Origin of the sequence: Mycobacterium persicum, from assembly GCF_002086915.1 — a bacterium.
In the GTDB taxonomy this organism is placed as follows: domain Bacteria; phylum Actinomycetota; class Actinomycetes; order Mycobacteriales; family Mycobacteriaceae; genus Mycobacterium; species Mycobacterium persicum.
This window is the reverse complement of record NZ_MWQA01000001.1, coordinates 4,293,738-4,310,839: the sequence shown is the minus strand read 5'-3', so window position 1 is coordinate 4,310,839 and position 17,102 is coordinate 4,293,738. Positions and strand designations below refer to the sequence as shown.

14 protein-coding genes and 2 pseudogenes are annotated in these 17,102 nt (G+C 68.0%); 10 read left to right on the top strand and 6 right to left on the bottom strand.

From position 1 onward, the window contains the following. Positions 1-33 precede the first annotated feature (33 nt). Complete coding sequence (locus tag B4U45_RS19750; RefSeq protein WP_075547136.1) at positions 34-1,197, top strand: alpha-hydroxy-acid oxidizing protein; 1,164 nt, start codon at positions 34-36, stop codon at positions 1,195-1,197. Here B4U45_RS19750 and B4U45_RS19745 read toward each other — a convergent pair. After that, positions 1,188-2,765: a DNA polymerase Y family protein gene (locus B4U45_RS19745; RefSeq protein ID WP_219859576.1), complete on the bottom strand. Its 1,578-nt coding sequence runs from the start codon at positions 2,763-2,765 to the stop codon at positions 1,188-1,190. The two genes, B4U45_RS19750 and B4U45_RS19745, sit on opposite strands and share 10 nt — an antisense overlap. A 2-nt stretch (positions 2,766-2,767) precedes the next feature. Next, entirely contained in the window at positions 2,768-3,430 is a 663-nt protein-coding gene (locus tag B4U45_RS19740; RefSeq protein WP_075547135.1) for a hypothetical protein, read from the bottom strand. A gap of 109 nt (positions 3,431-3,539) precedes the next feature. On the opposite strand from B4U45_RS19740, the gene B4U45_RS19735 reads away from it, so the two are divergent. Then, positions 3,540-4,193 (top strand): hypothetical protein, encoded by a 654-nt coding sequence (locus B4U45_RS19735; RefSeq protein ID WP_371686876.1) that lies wholly within the window; start codon positions 3,540-3,542, stop codon positions 4,191-4,193. 92 nt (positions 4,194-4,285) lie between these two features. On the opposite strand, the gene guaA is transcribed toward B4U45_RS19735, so the two are convergent. Both guaA and B4U45_RS19725 read right to left on the bottom strand, forming a co-directional pair. Next, on the bottom strand, positions 4,286-5,866 hold the full coding sequence (guaA, locus tag B4U45_RS19730) for a glutamine-hydrolyzing GMP synthase (RefSeq protein WP_089024953.1): 1,581 nt from the start codon (positions 5,864-5,866) through the stop codon (positions 4,286-4,288). Between the two features lie 111 nt (positions 5,867-5,977). Continuing rightward, positions 5,978-6,625: a winged helix-turn-helix transcriptional regulator gene (locus B4U45_RS19725; RefSeq protein WP_075547134.1), complete on the bottom strand. Its 648-nt coding sequence runs from the start codon at positions 6,623-6,625 to the stop codon at positions 5,978-5,980. Positions 6,626-6,704: 79 nt separating this feature from the next. Between B4U45_RS19725 and B4U45_RS19720 the strand changes: the two genes are divergently transcribed. From B4U45_RS19720 to B4U45_RS19700, 5 genes and pseudogenes are all read left to right on the top strand, one after another. Next, a complete protein-coding gene (locus B4U45_RS19720; protein ID WP_122526378.1) occupies positions 6,705-8,258 on the top strand; it encodes an MFS transporter in 1,554 nt (517 codons plus the stop codon). Positions 8,259-8,308: 50 nt separating this feature from the next. Then, complete coding sequence (locus tag B4U45_RS19715; RefSeq protein WP_075547132.1) at positions 8,309-9,124, top strand: class I SAM-dependent methyltransferase; 816 nt, start codon at positions 8,309-8,311, stop codon at positions 9,122-9,124. Further along, positions 9,121-9,957, top strand: coding sequence for a methyltransferase domain-containing protein (locus B4U45_RS19710; protein WP_075547182.1), 837 nt, complete (start codon positions 9,121-9,123; stop codon positions 9,955-9,957). Before B4U45_RS19715 ends, B4U45_RS19710 begins: the two co-directional genes overlap by 4 nt. Positions 9,958-10,246: 289 nt before the next feature. Continuing rightward, positions 10,247-11,037: pseudogene (locus B4U45_RS19705) on the top strand (beta-phosphoglucomutase family hydrolase). Further along, on the top strand, positions 11,034-13,397 hold the full coding sequence (locus tag B4U45_RS19700) for a glycoside hydrolase family 65 protein (protein WP_075547130.1): 2,364 nt from the start codon (positions 11,034-11,036) through the stop codon (positions 13,395-13,397). The pseudogene B4U45_RS19705 and the gene B4U45_RS19700 overlap by 4 nt, the downstream one beginning before the upstream one ends. Before the next feature lie 8 nt (positions 13,398-13,405). Here B4U45_RS19700 and B4U45_RS19695 read toward each other — a convergent pair whose 3' ends face one another. Continuing rightward, positions 13,406-13,969, bottom strand: coding sequence for a TetR/AcrR family transcriptional regulator (locus tag B4U45_RS19695; protein ID WP_075547129.1), 564 nt, complete (start codon positions 13,967-13,969; stop codon positions 13,406-13,408). Positions 13,970-14,027: 58 nt separating this feature from the next. Between B4U45_RS19695 and B4U45_RS19690 the strand changes: the two genes are divergently transcribed. Next, positions 14,028-14,918, top strand: a complete 891-nt coding sequence (locus B4U45_RS19690; RefSeq protein ID WP_219859486.1) for a TauD/TfdA dioxygenase family protein — start codon at positions 14,028-14,030, stop codon at positions 14,916-14,918. A gap of 12 nt (positions 14,919-14,930) precedes the next feature. Here B4U45_RS19690 and B4U45_RS19685 read toward each other — a convergent pair whose 3' ends face one another. Then, on the bottom strand, positions 14,931-16,667 hold the full coding sequence (locus B4U45_RS19685; protein WP_075547127.1) for a GMC oxidoreductase: 1,737 nt from the start codon (positions 16,665-16,667) through the stop codon (positions 14,931-14,933). Positions 16,668-16,737: 70 nt separating this feature from the next. Here B4U45_RS19685 and B4U45_RS19680 point away from each other — a divergent pair. Both B4U45_RS19680 and B4U45_RS19675 read left to right on the top strand, forming a co-directional pair. After that, positions 16,738-16,854: pseudogene (locus B4U45_RS19680) on the top strand (antitoxin); the annotation flags it as partial. A gap of 7 nt (positions 16,855-16,861) precedes the next feature. Continuing rightward, positions 16,862-17,062: a hypothetical protein gene (locus B4U45_RS19675; RefSeq protein ID WP_075547126.1), complete on the top strand. Its 201-nt coding sequence runs from the start codon at positions 16,862-16,864 to the stop codon at positions 17,060-17,062. The last annotated feature ends 40 nt before the right edge of the window (positions 17,063-17,102 follow it).

Genomic DNA, 17,102 nt, shown 5'->3' with positions numbered 1-17,102 from the left:
TTTGGCCAACAGCTCGCGGGGTATCCGAAGGCCATGGGGTTCGCCGAATATCAGAACGAGCTCTATCAACAGGGACAGGCCGGCCGCCAGCCGCCGTACCCGATCGACTTCGCCGAGCTAGAGGCCAAGGCAGCGGCGGCCATGCCGGCGAAAGTGCTGGGGTACGTCGCCGGTGGCGCCGGAGACGAGCACACCCAGCGCGCCAACGTCGAAGCCTTCAAACGCTGGGGTGTGTTCCCCCGCATGGGGATTGCTCCCACCGAACGCGATTTGTCCATCGAGTTGTTCGGCATCAGGTTGTCGTCCCCGGTCTTCATGGCCCCCATCGGTGTCATCGGTGTGTGCGCCCAGGACGGCCACGGCGACCTGGCCGCGGCACGGGCCTCGGCCCGCACCGGGGTGCCGTTCTTTGTGGGGACACTGACGGCCGACCCGATGGAAGACGTCGCCGCCGCACTCGGCGACACGCCCGGATTCTTCCAGCTGTATACGCCACCGGACCGCGAGATGGCCACCAGCCTGGTGCGCCGGGCCGAAGCATGCGGCTTCAAGGCCATCGGGGTCACCCTCGACACCTGGGCCACCGGTTGGCGGCCGCGCGACCTGAGTGCCGGCAACTACCCGCAGGTGCCCAGCGGTTGCCTGAGCAACTACACCTCCGATCCGGTTTTTCGCGCCAGTTTGCATCCGGGCGAGGACGCCACAGAGGCGGCAGTGCGCAAGTTACCGATCTTCGGCGGCCCGTTCCGCTGGGACGACCTGGAGTGGCTGCGGTCGCAGACCGACTTGCCGCTGATGGTCAAGGGCATCTGTCACCCCGACGACGTGCGTCGCGCCAAAGACCTTGGAGTCGACGGCATTTACTGTTCCAACCACGGCGGCCGGCAAGCCAACGGCGGACTGCCCGCACTGGATTGTCTGCCTGGTGTGCTCGCAGCCGCCGACGGGCTGCCGGTGCTGTTCGACTCGGGCATCCGCGGCGGCGCCGACATCATCAAGGCCCTGGCGATGGGAGCAACCGCGGTGGGGATCGGCCGGCCCTATGCCTACGGGCTGGCGCTTGGCGGTGTCGACGGCATCGTGCACGTGTTGCGCTCGCTGCTGGCCGAGGCGGACCTGATCATGGCGGTCGACGGCTATCCCTCCCGCAAGGACCTGACGCCCGAGGCATTACAACGCGTCGAGGTTTACTCATAGCTTCCCTCGAGATACCAGCGCCGCTGGCGGTAGCACAGCAGCAACGCGCGCTCACTCTCCAGCAGCACCTGGGCGCGGGCGGTGCGGCTTCCCCCTTGACCGGCTTCGGGCCGGTCATCCCACCACCGCTCGTCGACCGGCCATGGTCCGGCCCACCAACGCAGCCGATCGTCTCGACCACGGGACGTCAATCGCGCCGGGTCGGCGGAGAACATCCCCCGGCCGGTTACCCGTACCGGATTACCTTGGGCGTCAAGCAGTTCCACCGGATCGTCGAGCAGCACCGCCGGCGACGGCTCGGGTAGTTGGCCCGGCCACGGCTGACTCGGGTCGGATTGCGGCACCGGCTCGTCGCCCCGCGGGGTCAACGTGATGCGCTCGGCCGGCCCGCGACCGCCGGACAGCACCGGCACCTGCACCGCCTCCGGGCCCAGCAGACCTTGCACCCGCACCAGCGCCCGACGTGCCCGCAGCCGGTCTTCTTCACCCAGGCCACCCCATAGCGGCAACTGCAGCGCCCCGGCGGACACCACCTCGATCGCCTGCAACCGCAGCCGTGTCACCGGCGCGGTGGGCCGGTCGCGGGCGGTCCGGTTGGTCAGCCATCCGTCCAGTTGCCAACGCACCCGGTCGGCGGTGGCATCCTCGGTCAGCGGTTCGGCGCAGCGCCACACCCGGCTGCGCTCTTCGCCGTTGGCGGTCACCGCGTGAATGGCCAGTCGGGTACATCCCACGCCGGCGGCCATCAGCGCCTGATGCAGCATTCCGGCCAGCGACCGCCCGGCAAATGCCGCGGCATCGATCCGGTCGATCGGTGGATCGCAGTCCAGTACGGCGTCGAGTTCCGGCGGCGGTTCGCGTCCGGAGGGAAGACGTTCGGGTTCACCGCGGGCGAACCGGTGCGCGGCCACCGCGTCGGCTCCGAACCGGGATGCGATATCGGTGCGGGATAATGCGGCGAACTGACCAATGGTCCGAATCCCCAACCGCCACAACAGATCCGTCAACTCCTCTCGCCCCGGCCCGGACAGGCTCGGCTCGGTGGCAAGCTGGCGGATCGACAACGCCGACAGGAACCGCGCGTCCTGCCCGAGCTCCACGACGCGACCGGCACGCGCGGCGTAAACCGCGGTGGACAATTCGTCGGCGATCCCGACCTGACACTCGGCGCCCGCCACCGCCACCGCGTCGATCAGCCGCTCGGCCGCCTGCTGCTCGGACCCGAAAAACCGCGCCGCGCCACGCACCGGCAACACCAAGAGCCCGGGCCGCAACACCTCGGCGCGGGGCACCAGATCATCTACCGCCGCGATCACCCCTTCGAAGAAACGAGCGTCGCGGTCGGCGTCGGCGGTCGCGATGTGCAATTGCGGACAACGGGCCGCCGCCTCCCGGCGCCGTAGCCCACGGCGTACTCCGGCCGCACGCGCCGTCGCCGAGCAGGCAATCACCCGGTTGGCCAAAGTGACCGCGACCGGAGCCGTCGCCGGCTGGCCCGCGGCTGCGGCCGCCGCGACCGCGGGCCAGTCCATGCACCAGATCGCCAGCACTCGGGACGAGGCCACCAGGTTCACCCCATTCGCACTCGGTCGACCGGCTGCCCCCGCGAGCATCCGCTGACCTGTAGCCGCACCCGGCTGATCCGCCCGAATCCGGGTGTGGGTGTGCCCCGGCTGCCCGCCGTGATCTCATAGCCGCAGACCCGGGCTTCCAACCGGGTTGACGCCCCTTCCCAGTCGCCGTCGGTGACCAGCAGCGTGCACCCCTTGTTGCGAGCCCGCGCCACCACGGCCCGCGCCCGGGTCCGCGTCACCCGGCATCCGCCCAGGCCGAGGACCACCAGATCCATGCCGTCGAGGAGCACTGCGGCCACTTCCACCGGATCGGTCCCGGGATCCGGTATCACCGCGAGGCGGCTCAGGTCGGCTCCCATCTCCACCGCGGCCAGCAGCCCGATATCCGGTTGGCCGACGATGGCGGCGTTGCCCCCGGCCGCCGTCACCGCGGCCACCATGCTCAGCAGCAGCGAACGGGCTCCGGACAGCATCGCCACCGCTCCCCGGGGCAGCAGTGCCGGCAACTCCGGGACGGCCAGCGTGGATTCCGATTCCGGCAGCAGGTCATCGGAACGAACGAGGTCTTTTCCGGACAGCACGGCGATCTGCCGGCGCAACGATTCCAGCTGCTCAGCACGGCTTCCATGCGGTGGGCGGGAGGCGAAAGCCGCAGTCATGACTCGCCCTCCTACCAGCTCTTGAACTCATATTTTCGAATGTATGTTCGATACAGTCGAGTAAACACCCACCCGGCGACAGCCGTCAAGCAACGTGAGAAGCTGCTGTGTGCGTTCGGTGCTGGTGTGGCTGATGGTGTGTTCGGGCAGCGTTTTCGCACCGGCCAGCAGCGCTGCCGGATCCTGTCAACCGGCGGAGCTGTTCGCCACCGACAACACCTGGGTCATCACCGGTCCCGATGCCCAGGCAGCCGGCCAATTGCACGACGACCTGGAGCCCTTCGAGCGTCAAGCCGCGATAACCATCGCCCAGACCGGCGCCGAGGTGACGGGATCGACCTTGGTCGACGGCGTGTTCTGGTCGGCTACGCTGCAGCAGATCGCCTACGAGCGCGCCCGCCAGTTCCATCTCTGCGTGGTCGACGAACCCGCGCTGCACATCGCCGCGGAGGCGATGAATCGCCAGTTCCACCAGGAAACGGCGCTGACCTTCGAATACCTTCCGCAAGGTGCGCCCGAAGCCGACGCGATCCTCATTGCGGTGCCCCACATTGACATCGCGCGCTTCGGCGATGCGTTGATGGCCGATTCGGCCGCACGCCAGCGACTGCTGGGCGGATCTGTCACCACGGCCGACCACACCTTGCTACTAGTCGCCGCCAACCGCGATCTCGATATCGCCCGCCAACTCGTCGAGCAGGCCGGCGGGTCCTGGGCCGCGGCCACAATCGACTACGGCAGGCGCGAACTCGTCCAGACGTAACGCCGAGATCGCCGCCATGGCTGCGGTCGATGTCCGGGCCACGACCGTGGCGGCAATTTCGGTGCCCGACCCCGATGTGAAGTGACTCCCGGCTACTCCCACTCGATGGTGCCCGGCGGCTTGCTGGTGATGTCCAGCACCACGCGGTTGACCTCGGGCACCTCGTTGGTGATGCGGGTCGAGATCCGCTCGAGCACCTCGTAGGGCACCCGGGTCCAGTCGGCGGTCATGGCGTCCTCACTGGATACCGGGCGCAGCACAATCGGATGCCCGTAGGTGCGGTTGTCGCCCTGCACACCGACCGAACGGATATCGGCCAGCAGCACCACCGGACACTGCCAGATCTGGTTGTCCAAACCCGCGGCGGTCAGTTCCTCACGCGCGATCGTGTCCGCGCGCCGCAGCGTCTCCAGCCTGGCCGCGGTGACCTCACCGACAATCCGGATACCCAGGCCCGGTCCCGGAAACGGCTGGCGCGCAACGATTTCCTCCGGCAGACCCAACTCCCGTCCCACCGCGCGCACCTCATCTTTGAACAACAGCCGCAGCGGCTCAACGAGTTTGAACTTCAGGTCCCCGGGCAGGCCGCCTACATTGTGGTGGCTCTTGATGTTCGCGGTGCCACTGCCACCGCCGGATTCCACCACGTCGGGATACAACGTGCCCTGCACCAGGAACTCAACCTCACGCCCGTCCAACACATCTCGCACCGCACCCTCGAAGGCCCGGATGAACTGCCGGCCGATGATCTTGCGCTTGCCCTCGGGGTTGTGCACCCCCGACAGCGCCGCCAGGAAAGTGTCCGCCGCGTCGACGGTGACCAGGTTGGCCCCGGTGGCGGCTACGAAGTCACGCTCCACCTGCGCACGCTCACCGGCGCGCAACAAGCCGTGGTCGACGAAGACACAGGTCAGTCGGTCCCCGATCGCGCGCTGCACCAGCGCCGCGGCTACCGCGGAATCCACTCCCCCGGACAGACCGCAGATGGCATGCCCATCGCCGATCTGCACACGCACCTGCTCGATCAGCGCGCTGGCGATGTTGGCCGGCGTCCACTCCGCGCCGATCCCGGCGAACTCGTGCAGAAACCGGCCCAGCACCTGTTGCCCGTGCGGAGTGTGCAGCACCTCCGGGTGGTACTGCACACCGGCCAGGCGCCGTTCCCGGTTCTCGAAGGCAGCCACCGCCGCCCCCGCGCTACTGGCCACCACCTCGAATCCCTCCGGGGCGGCTGTCACCGCGTCACCGTGGCTCATCCACACCGGCTGGACCTGTGGCAGGTCCGAATGCAACTTGCCGCCAAGGACTTTCAGTTCAGTCCGGCCATACTCACTGGTGCCGGTGTGGGCGACCGTCCCGCCGAGCGCCTGTGCCATAGCCTGAAACCCGTAGCAGATACCGAACACCGGCAGACCCAGCTCGAACAGCGCCGGATCCAGCTTGGGAGCGCCGTCGGCGTAGACGCTCGCCGGTCCGCCGGACAGCACCAGCGCCCGCGGATTACGGGCCTTGATCTCCTCGACGGCGGTGGTGTGCGGAACCACCTCCGAAAAAACCCGGGCTTCTCGGATCCGGCGGGCGATCAATTGGGCATATTGCGCACCGAAGTCCACTACCAACACCGGCCGCGGCGGCACATGTCCAGCTGCTTCGGGATCGTCAGGTTTCGCCACGCCGCAAGTTTAGTGGTGCCGCCACCCGGTTCCCGCCGCACGGTGTGCCCGGCCGCACTGCGCGCCCTCCGACCCGCCGCGCGGCCGGGCACCATGCCGCCAATCTCGTTGCTAGCCGGACGGCAACGAAAATGCCTGGCGCACCGCGTCGATCGCGTCGTGGTCGCCGTCGAATCGGATTCGGCGCAGCGCCGCCTGGCGGTCGGCCTCACCGGCACCGAGGCGGGCGGCGACCAGATCCGCCGCGTCGGCGGTGATCGTGACCGATGGCTCGCCGCGCGCGCCGCCGAGACGGCCGTGTGTCACGGCGAACTCGAACCGGCGGCCGTCGACCTCGACGCGGCAGGTCGCCTCCACACCCGCGGCCTTCAGCGGGTCGAAGCCCAGCAGTATCCCGGCCAAAAATCCGTTCAACGGCGACATCTGGCCGTCGTCGACGGGATCGAGCAGGTCCAGTCCGAACCGCGCGATGCTTCCCAGGACGGGAGGCACCCGCTGCCAACCGACGTCGCTGAGGGTGTAGACGGTGCGCCCGATCGGAGGTGGTAAGTCGGTGCGCTCGACCAGCCCGAAGTCCTGTAGTTGTTTGAGCCGCTCGGCAAGCAGGTTGGTGGCGATGCCGGGCAGTGCGGCGCGCAGATCGCCGTAGCGGCGGGGACCGCCGACCAACTCACGCAGAACCAGCAGGGTCCACCGCTCACCGAGGATGTCGAGCCCGCGCGCGATGGGGCAGTTCTGGTTGTAGTTGCGGGTCGCCATTGCGCCAGCCTATCGACAGTAGACATCTTTTTCCACCATATACTTGATCATCTTGTCTTATAACTTTATTATCTTGTCCATGACTCTTCCGGCCTTCCGCAACCATCCCGTTCCGGCGCTCGCCGTCATCTGCCTCGGCGTCTTCGTCATCAGCGTCGACGCCACGATCGTCAACGTCGCCCTGCCCACGCTGTCGCGCGACCTGAGCGCCGACACCGCGCAGCTGCAATGGATCGTCGACGCCTACACCCTGGTGATGTCCGGCCTGTTGCTGTCGGCCGGCAGCCTCAGCGACCGCTACGGCAGGAGCGGCTGGCTCAACGCCGGCCTCGTCCTGTTTGCGATCACCTCCGGCGTTGCCGCACAGGTGAATTCGGCGGACGCGCTGATCGCGGCGCGGGCCGCCATGGGTGTCGGCGCGGCGGTGATCTTCCCGACCACCCTGGGCCTGATCACCAACATCTTCACCGACCCCGTCCCCCGGGCCAAGGCGATCGGTGTGTGGGCGGCCATGGTGGGCGTCGGGGTGGCCGTCGGGCCGATCAGCGGCGGCTGGCTGCTCGAACACTTCTGGTGGGGCTCGATCTTCATGGTCAACATCCCCATCGCGATCATCGCCAGCGCCGGCGGAATGCTGTTCGTCCCGACCTCGCGCGACCCGGCGGCACCCCGGGTCGACGTCCCCGGCCTGCTGCTGTCCGCGGTGGGTATCACAATGTTGGTCTACACCGTCATCGAGGCACCCACCTGGGGCTGGACCAGCACCCGAACCGCCATCGGATTCGCTTTGGCCACCACGGTTCTCGTTGGCTTCGCGCTGTGGGAACGGCGCAGCGGCCACCCGATGGTGGACGTGTCGGTATTCGCCGACCGTCGTTTCTCCGGCGGCAGCCTGGCGGTGACCGCAGGCTTCCTGACGCTGTTCGGGTTCATCTTCGTCATCACCCAGTACTTCCAATTCATCAAGGAATACCGGGCATTCGAGACCGGGGTGCGGCTATTGCCGGTGGCGCTGTCGATCGCGCTGGCCAGCGTCCTGGGGCCGCGGCTGGTCGAGCGGGTCGGCACCACCGCCGTCGTCGCCGCCGGTCTGGGCGTGTTCGCCGCGGGCCTGGCCTGGGCGTCCACGGCCGATGCCGCCACGCCGTATCGCGAGATCGCGATGCAGATGCTGCTGCTCGGCGGCGGGCTCGGCCTCACCACCGCACCGGCCACCGAGGCGATCATGGGCTCCCTTTCGGCGGACAAGGCCGGGGTCGGCTCGGCCGTCAACGACACCACCCGCGAACTCGGCGGTACCCTCGGCGTGGCCATCGTGGGCAGCGTCTTCGCGTCCGTGTATTCGGGCCGGCTCGGCGCCAGCGCGGCGCTGACGACGCTGCCCGCCGACGTCCGCGCAGCCATGCGGCACTCAATCGCGGCCGCCTACAACGTGATCGGGCGGCTGCCGGCAGACCATGCCGTCGCCGTCCGCGGCACTGTCGACCGCGCCTTCCTCGACGGCCTGCAGGCCGGATCCCTGGTCTGCGCCGGCATCGCGCTGGCCGCCGCCGTCGTCGTCGCGGTGTTCTTGCCGGCACGCGCGCCACACCCAACCGCGCCCACCCCGGCAGCTGCACTGACGCGAACGTAACGGCTTGCGACTCAACACACCACAACCCCGGAAGACAGGAGACCAACACGATGAGTAGCACCTATGTCTTGGGCCACAACGACATCGAGGTGCAACGGTTGCTGCTGCAGGGACGACTGTACAACGACTACACCGAGCATGCGCTCCGGCTCGCCGGGCTGCGGCCGGGCATGCGGGTACTCGATGTCGGCTGCGGGCCCGGTGACGTGTCGTTCATCGCGGCCCGGCTGGTCGGCCCCACCGGAACCGTTCTCGGCGTGGACGCCGCGCCCGAGATGATCGGGCTCGCCCGCGCCCGTGCCGCCGAACAAGGTTTGCCTACAGTGCGATTCAAGCAAGCCGCCATCGACGCGGTCAGCGAGGACGAACCAGTCGACGCGGTCGTCGGCCGGTTGATCCTGATGCACCTGCCCGACCCGGCCGCCACGCTGCGACACCTCAGCTCATTGGTGCGCCCCGGCGGCATAATCGCCTTCTCCGAGAACGACATCACCGGGACCCGCAGCGTTCCGGAGCTGCCGCTCTTTCGGCGCGTGACGACGCGGATCGCCCGCGCCTTCGAGGCTATCGGGCTGCCGCCGAGTTTCGGCACCAGCCTGCACACGGTGTTTCAGGACGCCGGTCTGGGCGCACCACGTCTTACCCTCGGCACCCCCATCGGTACCGCCGCCGACACCGAGATCTTGGCCTACGCCGCCGAAGTATGGCGGTTGGTGTCTCCGACAGCACAACGGCTGGGCTTCGCCATCGACGAGCTCGCCGACATCGACGAATTCGTGCCGAGATTCCGCCGCGAGATGTTGGCGGTCAACGCCGTCGTCACCATGCCTCCGCTGATCACCGCGTGGGCCCGGGTGCCGAAATGACCGACAGCCAGATCCATACCCAGTATTCGACTGGGCTGACTCAGGCCAATATCCGGCAGGCTCTGCTGGCCGCCGGAAAAGATCTCGAGCACCTGCGGCCCGCGGACCTGACCATGCTGGAGGACTTCCACACGATGGGCCGCTTTGCCACCACGGAATTGGTGGACCTGATCGGGATTACCGCCGACATGCGGGTTCTCGACGCCGGCAGCGGGATCGGCGGTACCGCCCGCTTCGTCGCCGATCGGTGCCGGTGCCGGGTGACCGCTGTCGACCTGACCGATGAGTACTGCCAAACCAATCGTTGGCTCAATCGACTTGTCGGGCTCGACGAGCGGATTAGCGTCTGGCAGGCAGATGTCACCGAACTACCCTTTGCCGAAGCCACTTTCGACGTTGTCTTCAGCCAGCATGTCCAGATGAACGTGGTCGACAAGACCCGCCTCTACCGGGAAACGCGTCGGGTAACCGTCGCCGGTGGCCGACTTGCCCTGTGGGACATCACTATTGGCGAGCCGGGTGAACTCGATTATCCGCTGCCCTGGGCCGACCAACCCGGACGTAGCCACCTGGTCACTGCCGGCGAGTTGCGCGCCGTCGTCGAGTCGGCAGGGTTCGCGGTCGAGCACTGGAGCGATCTCACCGAGCAGGCCACCGCGACGATGCAGCTGCTGCTGTCACTGCCCGCCAACCCGCTTGGGCTGCACGCCTTCGTCGCCGACTTCGCACAGAAGGCCGAGAACCTCACCCGTGCGCTCGCTGACGGACGGCTGCGAGCGATCCGGGGGATCGCCAGAGCCGGAGCCGGGGCCAGAGCCGGGGCAATCAGTTAACTCGTTGCCGCCAAAGGGTTTCCATTGCGAAGCGCACCCATCGGCACCAGCGCTGACGCGTCGTTTGAGGCGTCGAGGTCTCGGATCATTGTCGGATCATTGCACCGCGCGGGATCGCCACTCACCGGGTCGTCCGGGGCCGCGGCGGTAACCGCGCCGCCACCATGTTCGCCACCTCCGCGGGCGCGCCGGCGCCGTCCGCCTCAACTCGGACCCGCGGCGCCGGGATGCCCGATCCACATGAACGTGTCAGGGTCACGCGCTAAGGTGCCGTCATCGCCAGGGTGAGATGGTGGACTGGTATCACCCAAATAACTGTGAGCGGGAGCGAGGTTGCCTGTGCTGGGTCTGCCGGAGAAGGTGCGTGCCTGTTTGTTCGACCTCGACGGTGTCCTCACCGATACCGCCAGCGTGCATACCAAGGCCTGGAAGGCCATGTTCGACGCGTACCTGTCCGAGCGGGCCGAGCGCACCGGGGAACCCTTCGTCCCCTTCGATCCGGCCACCGACTACCGCCGGTACGTCGACGGCAAGAAGCGCGAGGACGGGGTGCGGTCCTTCCTGGACAGCCGGGGAATCCAGCTGCCCGACGGAAATCCCGACGACCCCGGCGAAGCCGAAACGGTTTACGGGCTGGGCAACCGCAAGAACAACATGTTCCAGCAGGTGCTGCGCGACGAGGGGGTCGAGGTGTTCGACGGGTCGCGGCGCTATCTGGAAGCGGTCGCGGCGGCCGGGCTGGGCATCGCCGTGGTGTCGTCGAGCGCCAACACCCGCGACGTGCTGCAGATCACCGGCCTGGACCGGTTCGTCCAGCAGCGGGTGGACGGCGTCCGGCTGCGCGAAGAGCACATCGCCGGCAAGCCGGCCCCCGACTCCTTCCTGCGCGGGGCCCAGCTGCTCGACGCCGACCCGGACACAGCCGCCGTATTCGAGGACGCGTTGTCGGGCGTGCAGGCCGGAAGGGCCGGTAATTTCGGGTTCGTGGTAGGTGTCGACCGAGTGGGCCAGGCCGAGGACTTGCGGCGCAACGGCGCCGACGTGGTGGTCAACGATCTCGCCGAACTGCTCCAGTCATGATTACTGAAGAAGCCTTCCCCGTTGAACCGTGGCGGGTTCGCGAGACCAAGCTCGACCTGAACCTGCTGGCGCAGTCGGAATCGCTGTTCGCGTTGTCCAACGGACACATCGGCCTGCGCGGCAACCTCGACGAGGGCGAGCCGTACGGCCTGCCCGGCACCTACCTGAACTCCTTCTTCGAGATCCGGCCGCTGCCCTACGCCGAGGCGGGATACGGGTACCCCGAGGCCGGCCAGACGGTCGTCGACGTCACCAACGGCAAGATCCTGCGCTTGTTGGTCGACGACGAGCCGTTCGACGTCCGCTACGGCACGCTGATCTCCCACGAGCGGGTTCTCGACCTGCGCGCCGGGACACTGACCCGCCGGGCCCACTGGCAGTCGCCGGCGGGCAAGCAGGTCAAGGTGGTATCCACCCGGCTGGTGTCACTGGCCCACCGGGCCGCCGCCGCCATTGAGTACGTGGTGGAGGCCGTCGGCGAATTCTCGCTTGTCACAGTGCAATCCGAACTCGTCACCAACGAGGACCAACCGGAGACCTCCGCCGACCCGCGGGTGTCGGCGATCCTGGAGAAACCACTGGAGGCCGTCGACCACGAATGCACCGAGTGCGGCGCGCTTCTCATGCACCGCACCCGCAGCAGCGCCCTGATGATGGCCGCCGCGATGGACCACGAGGTCGAGGTTCCCGGCCGGGTCGAAATCACCACCGACGCCCGCGCCGACTTGGCCCGGACCACGGTGATCTGCGGGCTGCGCCCGGGACAGAAGCTGCGCATCGTCAAATACCTGGCGTATGGCTGGTCCAGCCTGCGCTCCCGCCCGGCGCTGCGCGACCAGGCTGCCGGGGCGCTGCACGGCGCGCGCTACAGCGGGTGGCAGGGGCTGCTGGATGCGCAACGCGCCTACCTCAACGACTTCTGGGAGAACGCGGACGTCGAGGTGGAAGGCGATCCCGAGTCCCAGCAGGCGGTCCGGTTCGGGCTGTTCCACCTGTTGCAGGCCAGCGCGCGCGCCGAACGCCGCGCCATCCCGAGCAAAGGCCTCACCGGCACCGGCTACGACGGACACGCCTTCTGGGACACCGAGGGTTTCGTGCTGCCGGTGCTGACCTACACCGCGCCGCACGCGGTCGCCGACGCGCTGCGGTGGCGGGCCTCGACGCTGAACCTGGCCAAGGAGCGGGCCGCCGAGCTCGGCCTCGACGGCGCCGCGTTCCCCTGGCGGACCATCCGCGGGGAGGAGTGCTCGGCCTACTGGCCGGCCGGCACGGCCGCCTGGCATATCAACGCCGACATCGCGATGGCGTTCGAGCGGTACCGGACCGTCACCGGCGACCACACGCTCGAAAAGGATTGCGGCCTGGCCGTACTGGTGGAAACCGCCCGGCTGTGGCTCTCGCTCGGCCACCACGACCGGCACGGCGTGTGGCATCTCGACGGGGTCACCGGCCCCGACGAGTACACCGCCGTCGTGCGTGACAACGTCTTCACCAACCTGATGGCCGCACACAACCTGGTTACCGCCGCCGACGCCTGCCTACGCCACCCGGAGACGGCCGAAACCATGGGCGTCACGACCGAAGAGATGGCCGCCTGGCGCGACGCCGCCGACGCCGTGAACATTCCCTACGACCAGGAGCTGGGGGTTCACCAGCAGTGTGAAGGGTTCACCACGTTCGCCGAGTGGGACTTCGAGGCCAATACCACCTACCCGTTGCTGCTGCACGAGGCTTACGTGCGGCTCTACCCCGCGCAGGTGATCAAGCAGGCCGACCTGGTGCTGGCCATGCAGTTCCAAAGCCATGCCTTCACCGCCGAACAGAAGGCGCGCAACGTCGACTACTACGAGCGGCGGATGGTGCGTGACTCGTCGCTGTCGGCCTGTACCCAGGCGGTGATGTGCGCCGAGGTCGGACACCTGGAGCTGGCCCATGACTATGCCTATGAAGCGGGCCTGATCGACCTTCGCGACCTGCACCGCAACACCCGCGACGGGTTACACATGGCCTCGCTGGCCGGCGCCTGGACGGCGCTGGTCGGCGGCTTCGGCGGGCTGCGCGACGACGAGGGCGTGCTGTCCATCGATCCCCAACTGCCCGACGGCATCTCGCGGCTGCGCTTCCGGCTGCGGTGGCGGGATTTCGGGGTGACCGTCGACGCCAATCACTCCGACGTCACCTACACGCTGCGCGACGGGCCCGGCGGCGAGCTGACGATCCGGCACGCCGGCGAGGACATCAAACTGGACACGTCGTCGCCGTCGACCATTGCCGTGCGCCCGCGCAAGCCGCTACTACCGCCTCCGCCGCAGCCGCCGGGCCGCGAACCGGTCCACCGCCGGCGCATCGCCGGCCACTGAGGCGGGGCTCAGCGCGGTTCGAGTATCCGCTCGACCTCGGCTTGCACCGCGCGCCGCAGTTCGTCGTCCGACAATTGCACACCGGTCGCCGAACGCAGCATAGGCTCGAATAGCCGCCAACCCAGCCGCAGCGCAACGGCATTGGCGACGGCCAGGCGCGCGCTGGCATCGTCGTGGTGGCGGGTTCGCACATAGTCGAGCAGTTCGGCGAGGTTGGGAAAACGCGCCTGCAGTTGCTCGGCCGAATATCCGTCGAGCAGTGTCCGGGCCCACACCCGCGTCTGGCGGTCGAGCGCGCGGTCGAGCGCCTCGGCGGGTGCCCCGGAGCGCAGCAGCGCGGTCAGCTTGGCGCCGAGATGATTGAGCACGGCGCCGACGAGCTGTTCCTTGGTCCCGAAATGCCGAAACACCAACCCGTGGTTGACCTTTGACCGGGCGGCGATGTCCCGGATCGACGTTGCGGCCGGACCGCGTTCGGCGAACAGGTCGGCGGCCGCCTCCAAAACCGCGGCGGCCACCTCGTCGCGCCCCGAGGGTGCCGCCAGGCGATCGGTTGCCGGTAGTGTAGTCATGCGACTACACTACCGGTGTAGTCAATTGACTACACCGGTCTTCTCGAGGATGACAGCAATGACCAACTTGATTGCAGTGCACAAACTGAGCAGCCGTATCGGTGCCCGAATCGACGGCGTCCGCCTTGGCGGCGACCTCCCACCGGCCGCGGTCGAGCAAATCCGCACCGCGCTGTTGACCCACAAGGTGATTTTCTTCCGTGACCAGCACCACCTCGACGACCAACAGCAGCTCGCATTCGCCGGCCTGCTGGGCACCCCAATCGGCCACCCGGCCGCCTCTGTTCTGGCCGCCGAGAACGCGCCGATCATCACCCCGATCAACTCCGAATACGGCAAGGCCAACCGCTGGCACACCGACGTCACCTTCGCCGCCAACTACCCTTCGGCCTCGGTGCTGCGCGCGGTCACCCTGCCCGGCTACGGCGGGTCGACGCTGTGGGCCAACACCGCGGCGGCCTACGAAGGACTGCCCGAACCGCTCAAGTGCCTGGCCAAAACCCTGGGGGCGCTGCACACCAACCGCCACGACTACCTGCATGCCGAACCACTGACCGAGGCCCAGCGGGCGCACCGGCAGGCGTTTCAGAAACCCGATTTCCAGACCGAGCATCCGGTGGTGCGGGTGCACCCGGAAACCGGTGAGCGCACCCTGCTGGCCGGCAGCTTCGTGCGCAACTTCGTCGGCCTGGACAGCCACGAGTCAAGCGTGCTCTTCGAACTACTACAACAGCGAATTACCATGCCGGAGAACACGATTCGCTGGAACTGGGAGCCGGGCGATGTCGCCATCTGGGACAACCGGGCAACCCAGCACCGGGCCATCGACGACTACGACGACCAGCATCGGCTGATGCACCGGGTCACCCTGATGGGCGACGTGCCCGTCGACGTGCACGGCCGGCGCAGCCGCGTGGTCAGCGGGGCACCGCTGGCTTTGGCCGGCTGAGGAGCCGGCTGATCAGCCTGTCTTGCTGACCGGATCGACCGGCAGCCACCGCAGCGCCCCCGGCGCGCCGGCGGGCACCACCGGATGCTCCGGCTCGATGGGCTCCAGCCGACGGTAGGCATCCCCCTGCAGCGGCCGCTGGTCGTTTTGGCCCTTGTTGGGCCAGAGCGACGCGGCGCGCTCGGCCTGAGCGGCGATGGACAGCGACGGGTTGACACCGAGGTTCGCCGAGATCGCGGCACCGTCGACCACAAACAGCGTCGGATAGCCGTAGACCCGGTGATAGGGGTCGATCACGCCGTTCTCCGGGCTGTCCCCGATCACCGCGCCACCGAGGAAGTGCGCCGTCAGCGGGATGTTGAACAGCTCGCCCCAGGTGCCCCCGGCTACGCCGTCGATCTTGGCGGCAATGCGGCGGGTGACCTCGTTGCCGATCGGGATCCAGCTCGGGTTCGGCTGGCCGTGTCCCTGCTTGCTGGAATACCAGCGGATACCGAGCTTCCCCCGCTTGGTGAACGTGGTGATCGAGTTGTCCAGGTGCTGCATCACCAGCGCGATCACGGTCCGCTCGCTCCACTGCCGGGGGTTGAGCAGCCGGATCATCTTGCGCGGATTCTCGCCGGCCTGCACCAACAGCTGTTTCCAGCGCGGCACCTCAGTGCCCTCGGGACCGGTACCGTCGGTCATCAGCGTCTGCAGCAGCCCCATCGCGTTGGATCCCTTGCCGTAGCGGACCGGCTCGACGTGGGTGTCCGGTGTCGGGTGGATCGACGACGTGATCGCCACCCCGTGGGTCAGGTCCAGGTCCGGCGAGACCTTCAGCCGCGCGGCGCCGACGATCGACTCGGAGTTGGTCCGGGTCAACACGCCCAGGCGCTGGGAAATTCGGGGCAACTTGCCTTTGTCGCGCATCTTGAACAGCAAATGCTGGGTGCCCCAAGTGCCCGCCGCCAAGATCAGGTACGTGGCGGTGAAGGTGCGCCGGTCGCGGCGTGTCCAACTGCCGGTGCGCACGGTGCGAACCTCCCACAGCCCGTCGGCCCGTTGTTCGAATCCCTTCACCGTCGTCATCGGAATCACTTGCGCCCCAGCCGATTCCGCCAGCCCAAGGTAGTTCTTCAGCAACGTGTTCTTGGCGCCGTGGCGGCAGCCGGTCATGCACTCACCGCATTCGATGCAGCCGGTGCGGGCCGGCCCGGCGCCGCCGAAATAGGGGTCGGGCACGGTTTTGCCCGGCGCCTTGGTGCCGTCGGGGCCGAAGAACACCCCGACCGGCGTCGGCACCCAGGTGTCACCGAATCCCATCTCGTCGGCGACTTCCTTGACGATGCGGTCGGCGTCGGTGAAGGTCGGATTTTTCACCACGCCCAGCATCCGCTGCGCCTGCTCGTAATGCGGCATCAGCTCGTCGCGCCAGTCACTGATGTGCTGCCACTGCTGATCCTTGAAGAACGGCTCCGGCGGCACGTACAGGGTGTTGGCGTAGTTCAGCGACCCGCCGCCCACCCCGGCACCGGCCAGGATCATCACGTTGCGCAGCGGGTGGATCCGCTGGATGCCATAGCAACCCAATCTGGGTGCCCACAAGAACTTCCGCAGATCCCAGGACGTCTTGGCGAACTCCTCGTCGGAGAACCGGCGGCCCGCCTCCAGCACACCTACCCGGTAGCCCTTCTCCGTCAGCCTCAGCGCACTGACGCTGCCCCCAAAACCTGAACCGATAATCAGGACGTCGTAATCCGGCTTCATCGATGCAGTATGACCTTCTTTACACTCGCCCCGTCAAGGGGCCACCCCGCCACCGGCGGGCTGATGGTGCCGTGGCCTCACCCCCGCGCGTGTCGAGACCGACGACGAGTTGCCCGTGATCCGGGTTTCGGCCGGCACACCACCGGTCACCCCCGAGATGATTCGGCGCGCCGCCGACGAGGACTGACCCGGGCGTGGCGCTGCTCGATGTCAATGCCCTGGTCGCGCTGGCGTGGAATTCACACATCCACCAGGTGGACCGCCAGGTGATCGATGCGCACCTGCTGGCGCTGGCCCGCCGCCGGGGAATTCGCCTGATCACCTTTGGCGCCACCCTGGTCGCCCTGGTCGCTCTGGGGGAAGGGCGCGACGTCGAGTTTCTGACGCCGCTGTAGACCACCCGCCAGCAGACGCAGAATCGCACAGCGCGGGGCC